Genomic DNA, 7,347 nt, shown 5'->3' on the forward strand with positions numbered 1-7,347 from the left:
ATGCAACACAAGGGCTATATAAAGACGCAGGGGTTGCGTAATGCTGGAAGGTTATATTCCTGTCCTGATTTTCATCCTGGTTGCCCTTGGATTCGGTTTCGTTCCTCTCATTCTCGGGCGTGTCCTAGCGCCCCATCGCCCCGACAGCGAAAAACTCTCCCCGTACGAATGCGGCTTCGAGGCGTTTGAAGACGCCCGTATGAAGTTTGACGTTCGCTACTACCTGATCGCAATCCTCTTCATTCTTTTCGATCTCGAAATCGCCTTCCTCTTCCCGTGGGCGACGGTGTTCCAGGAGTTCATCGCCGCCGGCGAAGTGGCCTGGTTCGTGTTCGGCTCGGTCATGGTGTTCCTGGCTGTGCTGGTCATCGGTTACATCGTCGAATGGAAGAACGGCGCGCTCGACTGGGAGTAATAAATGAGCATCGAAGGTGTTTTTCGCGAAGGGTTCGTAACCACTTCGCTGGATGCGGTCGTCAATTGGACGCGCACCGGTTCGCTTTGGCCGATGACCTTCGGTCTGGCCTGTTGCGCGGTGGAGATGATCCACGCCGGCTGCTCGCGCTACGACCTTGACCGCTTCGGCGTGGTCTTTCGACCCAGTCCGCGCCAGTCCGACCTGATGATTGTTGCCGGCACACTGTGCAACAAGATGGCTCCGGCGCTGCGCAAGGTCTATGACCAGATGGCCGAGCCGCGGTGGGTGATCTCGATGGGCTCCTGTGCCAACGGTGGCGGCTACTACCACTACTCCTACTCAGTGGTTCGCGGTTGTGATCGTATCGTGCCGGTCGACGTCTATGTGCCGGGCTGTCCGCCGACGGCCGAGGCGCTGATGTACGGAATCATTCAGTTGCAGAACAAGATCAAGCGCACCAACACCATTGCGCGCTGACGGAAGACATTCATGAGTGCAAAGCTTGAACGTCTCGCCAATTGCCTGCAGGAGATCTGCGGGGATGCCATCGTGTCGCTCGTGACCGATCGTGGCGAGGTGACGATAACCGTGGCGGCCGCGGATTACCTCAGGGTCGCACAGCAACTCCGCGATGAAAGCGTCTTGCGTTTCGAGGAGTTGATGGACGTGTCCGGCCTCGATTACTCGGCCTGGAAGAATTCGGAATGGACCGGCAAGCGCTTCGCGGTGTCGGTCCATTTGCTGTCGGTGACACACAATTGGCGCGTCCGCCTGCGCTGCTTCGCGGAAGACGACACCTTTCCGCTGCTCGATTCGCTGGTATCGGTCTGGCCGAGTGCGAACTGGTTCGAGCGCGAGGCTTTCGATCTCTACGGCATCATGTTCGACGGACACCCTGACTTGCGTCGGATCCTGACCGACTACGGTTTCGTCGGGCATCCATTCCGCAAGGACTTTCCGGTTTCCGGTCACGTCGAGATGCGCTACGACCCCGAGGCCGGACGGGTCGTCTATCAGCCGGTCACCATCGCGCCGCGCGAGAACGTGCCGCGCATCGTGCGCGAGGAACACTACGGGGACGTCGGTCATGGCTGAAATCCGCAATTACACGATCAACTTCGGTCCTCAGCATCCGTCCGCGCACGGCGTGCTTCGCCTGGTGCTCGAACTCGACGGCGAGGTGGTGGAACGGGCCGACCCGCACATCGGCCTGCTGCATCGCGGTACCGAGAAACTCGCCGAAACCCGCACCTGGGTGCAGTCCGTGCCGTACATGGACCGTCTGGACTATGTGTCGATGATGTGCAATGAGCACGCCTACTGCATGGCAATAGAACGGCTCCTTGGTATCGAAGTTCCCGAGCGTGCGCAATATATCCGCGTCATGTTCGACGAGATCACTCGGATTCTGAACCACCTGCTCAACATCGGCACCCATGCGCTCGACATCGGTGCGATGACGATGGTGCTCTACACTTTCCGTGAGCGCGAAGATCTGATGGACGCCTACGAGGCGGTATCCGGTGCGCGCATGCACGCGGCCTATTACCGTCCGGGCGGGGTGTATCGGGACCTGCCGGACCGTATGCCGCAGTACGAGGTCAACCGCTTCAAGAACGAGAAGACGGTGCGCGAACTCAATGAGTCGCGCCAGGGGTCGCTGCTCGATTTCCTGGAAGATTTCACCGACCGCTTTCCGAAGTACTGCGACGAGTACGAAACCCTGCTGACCGACAACCGCATCTGGAAGCAGCGCACCGTTGGCATCGGCGTGGTCACCCCGGAGCAGGCGCTGGCCTGGGGTTTCTCGGGGCCGATGCTGCGCGGCTCCGGCATTGCGTGGGATCTGCGCAAGAAGCAGCCCTACGAGGTTTATGACCGGATGGACTTCGACATTCCAATCGGCAAGACCGGCGACTGTTACGACCGCTACCTCTGCCGCATGGAAGAGATGCGTCAGTCGAATCGCATCATCCGACAGTGCATTGAGTGGCTGCGAAAGAACCCGGGCCCGGTCATCGTGGACAACCACAAGATCGCACCGCCGCCGCGCGAAAAAATGAAGGCGAACATGGAGGAGCTGATTCACCACTTCAAGCTCTTCACCGAAGGGATGCATGTGCCCGAGGGCGAAGTCTATGCCGGGGTAGAGCATCCGAAAGGCGAGTTCGGCGTGTATGCGGTTTCGGATGGGGCCAACAAGCCTTATCGCCTCAAGCTGCGTGCGCCGGGTTTTGCCCACCTCGCAGCAATGGACGAGATCGCCCGTGGGCACATGATTGCGGACGTCGTTGCGATCATCGGCACGATGGACGTCGTGTTCGGCGAGATCGATCGCTGAGGGGGCGGGTTTCTGCATGGATACGACCAAAGAGCAAGCGATGCTGAGTCAGGAAGCGCTGCAACAGATAGACCGCGAGGTCGCCAAGTACCCTGCCGGACGGCAGCAATCGGCGGTGATGGCCGCGTTGCGAATCGCCCAGGTGGAGAAGGGCTGGTTGTCGCGCGAGACGATCGCGTATGTCGCCGAGTATCTCGACATGCCGGCAGTGGCAGCCTACGAGGTGGCGAGTTTCTACAACATGTACGACCTCGAGCCGGTCGGGCGACACAAGATCACGGTTTGCACCAATCTGCCCTGTGCTCTGTCCGGTGGCGTGCATGCAGCCGACTATCTGAAGGAAAAACTCGGCATCGGTTTCAACGAGACCACGGCTGACGGCAAATACACCCTCAAGGAAGGCGAGTGCATGGGTGCCTGTGGTGATGCTCCCGTGTTGTTGGTGAACAACCACCACATGTGCAGCTGGATGACCAAGGAGAAGATCGACCAGATGTTGGCCGATCTGGAAAGCAAATGAGCGCACGCGAACTGATTCTGGCCGGCACCGACGGCGACCGCGGCTGGCGCCTCGACAACTATCTTGCGCGCGGAGGCTACAGTGCGTTGAAGAAGGTGGTTGGAGAGCGCATTCCGCCCGAGAACATCATCGCCGAACTCAAGGCTTCGGTGCTCCGTGGTCGCGGCGGCGCGGGCTTTCCGACTGGCCTGAAGTGGAGCTTCATGCCGCGGTCCTTCCCGGGAGACAAGTATCTCGCCTGTAATTCGGACGAGGGCGAGCCGGGTACCTTCAAGGACCGCGACATCCTGCGCTACAACCCGCACACCGTGATCGAGGGCATGGCGATCGCGGCCTATGCGATGGGCGCGACCCGTGGCTACAACTACATTCACGGCGAGATCTTCGAGATCTACGAGCGGTTCGAGGAAGCGCTGGCCGAGGCGCGGGCCGCCGGCCTGATTGGCTCGAACATTCTCGGTTCGGACTTCTCCTTCGAGCTCTTCGCGCATCATGGTTATGGCGCCTACATCTGTGGCGAGGAGACCGCGCTGCTCGAATCCATCGAGGGCAAGAAGGGTCAGCCGCGCTTCAAGCCGCCTTTCCCGGCGAGCTACGGCCTGTACGGCAAGCCGACGACGATCAACAACACCGAGACCTTCGCGTCGGTGCCGTTCATCATCAACATGGGTGGCGAGGGCTTCCTGGAGCTCGGCAAGCCGAACAACGGCGGCACCAAGCTCTTTTCGGTATCGGGCCACGTCAATCGTCCGGGCAACTACGAGATCGAGATGGGCACCCCGTTTGCCGAGCTGCTCGAGATGGCCGGCGGGATGCGCGGTGGCCGCAAGCTCAAGGGCGTGATCCCCGGTGGTTCTTCGGCTCCGGTGGTGCCGGCCGACATCATGATGGATTGCACCATGGACTACGACTCGATCTCCAAGGCGGGGTCGATGCTCGGGTCCGGCGCGGTCATCGTCATGGACGAGACCACCTGCATGGTCAAGGCGCTCGAGCGTCTCTCCTACTTCTACTTCGAGGAGTCCTGCGGCCAATGTACGCCTTGCCGCGAGGGCACCGGCTGGCTCTACCGCGTCGTGCATCGAATCGAGCACGGCCTTGGACGCCCTGACGACCTCGATTTGCTGAACTCGGTTACCGGCAACATCATGGGCCGCACCATCTGTGCCCTCGGCGATGCCGCTTCGATGCCGGTGCAAAGCTTCGTCAAGCACTTCGGCGATGAGTTCCTGTATCACATCGAAAACAAGAAGTGCCTCGTGCCGCCTGAGGTCCAGTACGAAGGCAGCCAGATCTACGTGAGCCCCAAATGCTAGAGATCGAAATCGACGGCAAAGCCGTAACGGTCGAGGACGGTTCGACCGTGATGGACGCGGCCAACAAGGCCGGCGTCTACATCCCGCACTTCTGCTACCACAAGAAGTTGTCGATCGCCGCGAACTGCCGCATGTGTCTGGTCCAGGTGGAGAAGGCGCCCAAGCCGCTTCCGGCCTGTGCAACGCCGGTGACCGGCGGCATGAAGGTGTGGACCCGCTCGGAACAGGCGATCAAGGCGCAGAAAGGCGTCATGGAGTTCCTGCTGATCAACCATCCGCTTGACTGCCCGATCTGCGATCAGGGCGGAGAGTGCCAGCTTCAGGATCTTGCGGTCGGCTACGGTGCGAGCCAGTCCCGCTATCAGGAAGAGAAGCGGGTGGTGTTCAACAAGAACCTCGGGCCGCTGGTTACGACCGACATGACCCGGTGCATCAACTGCACCCGCTGCGTGCGTTTCACCCAGGAGATCGCTGGCGAGATGGAACTCGGCCAGGCCTTCCGCGGCGAACACGCGGAGATCATGCCCTTCATCGAGAAGACGGTTGATTCCGAACTCTCCGGCAACATCATCGATCTTTGCCCAGTCGGCGCACTCACGTCCAAGCCCTTCCGATTCGCAGCGCGAACCTGGGAACTGGCTCGGCGCAAGTCGGTGAGTCCGCATGATTCGCTCGGTGCGAACCTGATCGTCCAGGTCAAGCACGATGAGGTCAAACGGGTGCTGCCGCTCGAGAACGAGGCGATCAACGAGTGCTGGCTGTCCGACAAGGACCGCTTCTCCTACGAAGGTCTCAACAGCGAAGAGCGCCTGACCCGGCCGATGATCAAGTGCGACGGTCAGTGGCGCGAAGTGGACTGGCAGGAAGCGCTCGAGTTTGCGGCCAACGGGCTGCGCTCGGTGTTGACTGACCATGGCGGTGAAGCGTTGGGCGTGCTTGGCTCACCGCACTCGACCGTCGAAGAACTCTATTTGCTGCAGAAGCTGGCTCGCGGGCTGGAATGCGAGAACGTCGACTTCCGCCTGCGTCAGGCGGATTTCCGGACCGACACGCTGCGCCCCGGTGCGCCGTGGCTGGGAATGCCGATCGCAGAGGTGGGCGACCTGGATCAGCTTCTGGTCATCGGCTCGTTCCTGCGCAAGGACACGCCGCTGCTGGCCCAACGGGTTCGCCAGGCAGCGAAGCGGGGCTTGACCGTCAGCGTGGTCCATCCGGTTGCGGACGACTGGCTGTTGCCGGTGCGCAACCGTGCGACCGTGGCGCCCTCCGCCATGCCCGCGTTCCTGCGCGAAGTCGTGTTCGCGCTCGCCGAGCTGAAGAACGACAAGGTGTCGGCTGAGCTGGAGCTGAACGCGCCGGAGGCCATCTCGGACGTCGCGCACAACATCGCATCGGCTCTGGCCGGTGCTGCGAATGCTGCAGTGTGGCTGGGCAACCTCGCGGTGCAGCATGCACGCTCGACCGACCTGCAACTGCTTGCCCAGGAAATCTGCCGCCTCAGTGGCGCGCGGATGGGGTACGTGGGTGAGGCGGCGAACAGCGTCGGCGGCTACCTCGCTGGAGCGGTGCCGGGTATCGACGGCTTGAATGCGTTCCGGATGATCAATCAGCCACGGCACGGTTATCTGCTGCTCAACGCTGAGGCCGATCGTGATTTCGCGGACTCGCATGCAGCCCAGCGAGCGCTCGAGACCGCGCGCTTCGTCGTCGCGTTGTCGAGCTTCGGTTCGGCCAATCTCGCGCAGCTCGCTGATGTTCTGCTGCCGATTTCGCCTTTCACCGAAACCTCGGGCACGTTCGTCAATTGCGAGGGCAAGGCGCAGTCCTTCGTCGCAGTAGCCAAGCCCAGAGGTGATACCCGTCCAGGCTGGAAGGTGTTGCGTGTGCTCGGCAATCTGCTTGCGGTCGACGGTTTCGATTTCAATGACTCCGAATCGGTCCTGCGTGCCGCCCTTGCAGACGGCTATGAGTCGCGGCTCAACAATCGCCTGGCGGCGCGGCCGGTCGTCAACCTTTCGATCGAATCCGCTCTCGAACGCGTCGCTGACGTGCCGATTCACTTCGCCGATCCGCTGGTGCGGCGTGCGGGTTCGCTGCAACGTAGTCGTGACGCACGCGCACCGGTTGCCATGGCGCATTCGCAAACGCTGGCGGGGCTAGGTATTGCATCCGGCAGCCGGGTTCGTCTGAGCCAAAGCGACGCGGCGGTTGAGCTCGAAGTCATCGCCGACGATACCGTGGCGCCCAACTGCGTTCGTGTGGCCGCCGCGCATGCCGCCACCGCGAACCTCGGTGCGATGAGCGGTCCGATCAGCATGGAGCGTGTCTGATGGAAGCCTTGTTCCAGTTCTTCGAGTCGCTCTTCGGATCCGCCTGGATCGTTATCTGGTCCTTGATCAAGATCTTCGCGATCATCGCGCCGTTGATGCTGTGCGTGGCCTATCTGACCCTGGCCGAGCGCAAGGTCATCGGTTACATGCAGGTGCGTATCGGCCCCAACCGGGTTGGTCCCGCCGGCCTGCTGCAGCCGATCGCCGACGGTCTGAAGCTGCTGTTCAAGGAAATCATCATTCCGTCGGGCGCGAGCAAGGGCTTGTTCATTCTTGGTCCGGTGTTCGCGCTGGCGCCGGCGTTGCTGGCGTGGGCGGTGATTCCGTTCTCCGACGGTGTGGTGCTCGCCAACATCAACGCAGGCCTGTTGTTCCTGCTCGCCGTGACATCGCTAGAAGTCTACGGTGTGATCATTGCCGCT

At 61.4% G+C, this 7,347-nt stretch carries 8 protein-coding genes; all 8 read left to right on the forward strand.

Features of this window, described 5'->3' with window-relative positions; translation table 11 throughout:
- The first annotated feature begins 40 nt into the window (after positions 1-40).
- The gene (ndhC, locus tag GPA21_RS17945) at positions 41-415 is read left to right on the forward strand and encodes an NADH-quinone oxidoreductase subunit A (protein WP_168989474.1); all 375 of its coding nucleotides are present in this window, start codon (positions 41-43) and stop codon (positions 413-415) included.
- A 3-nt stretch (positions 416-418) separates the two neighbouring features.
- The gene (locus GPA21_RS17950; protein WP_168989475.1) at positions 419-895 is read left to right on the forward strand and encodes a NuoB/complex I 20 kDa subunit family protein; all 477 of its coding nucleotides are present in this window, start codon (positions 419-421) and stop codon (positions 893-895) included.
- 12 nt (positions 896-907) lie between these two features.
- Entirely contained in the window at positions 908-1,513 is a 606-nt protein-coding gene (locus tag GPA21_RS17955) for an NADH-quinone oxidoreductase subunit C (protein WP_168989476.1), read from the forward strand.
- A complete protein-coding gene (locus tag GPA21_RS17960; protein ID WP_168989477.1) occupies positions 1,506-2,759 on the forward strand; it encodes an NADH-quinone oxidoreductase subunit D in 1,254 nt (417 codons plus the stop codon). The genes GPA21_RS17955 and GPA21_RS17960 overlap by 8 nt, the downstream gene beginning before the upstream one ends.
- Before the next feature lie 40 nt (positions 2,760-2,799).
- Positions 2,800-3,279: an NADH-quinone oxidoreductase subunit NuoE gene (nuoE, locus tag GPA21_RS17965; protein ID WP_168989479.1), complete on the forward strand. Its 480-nt coding sequence runs from the start codon at positions 2,800-2,802 to the stop codon at positions 3,277-3,279.
- The gene (gene nuoF / locus GPA21_RS17970) at positions 3,276-4,595 is read left to right on the forward strand and encodes an NADH-quinone oxidoreductase subunit NuoF (protein WP_211163682.1); all 1,320 of its coding nucleotides are present in this window, start codon (positions 3,276-3,278) and stop codon (positions 4,593-4,595) included. Before nuoE ends, nuoF begins: the two co-directional genes overlap by 4 nt.
- Positions 4,589-6,925: an NADH-quinone oxidoreductase subunit NuoG gene (nuoG, locus tag GPA21_RS17975; protein WP_168989478.1), complete on the forward strand. Its 2,337-nt coding sequence runs from the start codon at positions 4,589-4,591 to the stop codon at positions 6,923-6,925. Before nuoF ends, nuoG begins: the two co-directional genes overlap by 7 nt.
- The coding region (locus GPA21_RS17980) for an NADH-quinone oxidoreductase subunit H (RefSeq protein WP_211163683.1) at positions 6,925-7,347 on the forward strand (423 nt) is incomplete at its 3' end. The genes nuoG and GPA21_RS17980, both read left to right, overlap by 1 nt.

This window comes from Azoarcus taiwanensis, from assembly GCF_012910885.1.
Classification (GTDB): Bacteria; Pseudomonadota; Gammaproteobacteria; order Burkholderiales; family Rhodocyclaceae; genus Azoarcus_F; species Azoarcus_F taiwanensis.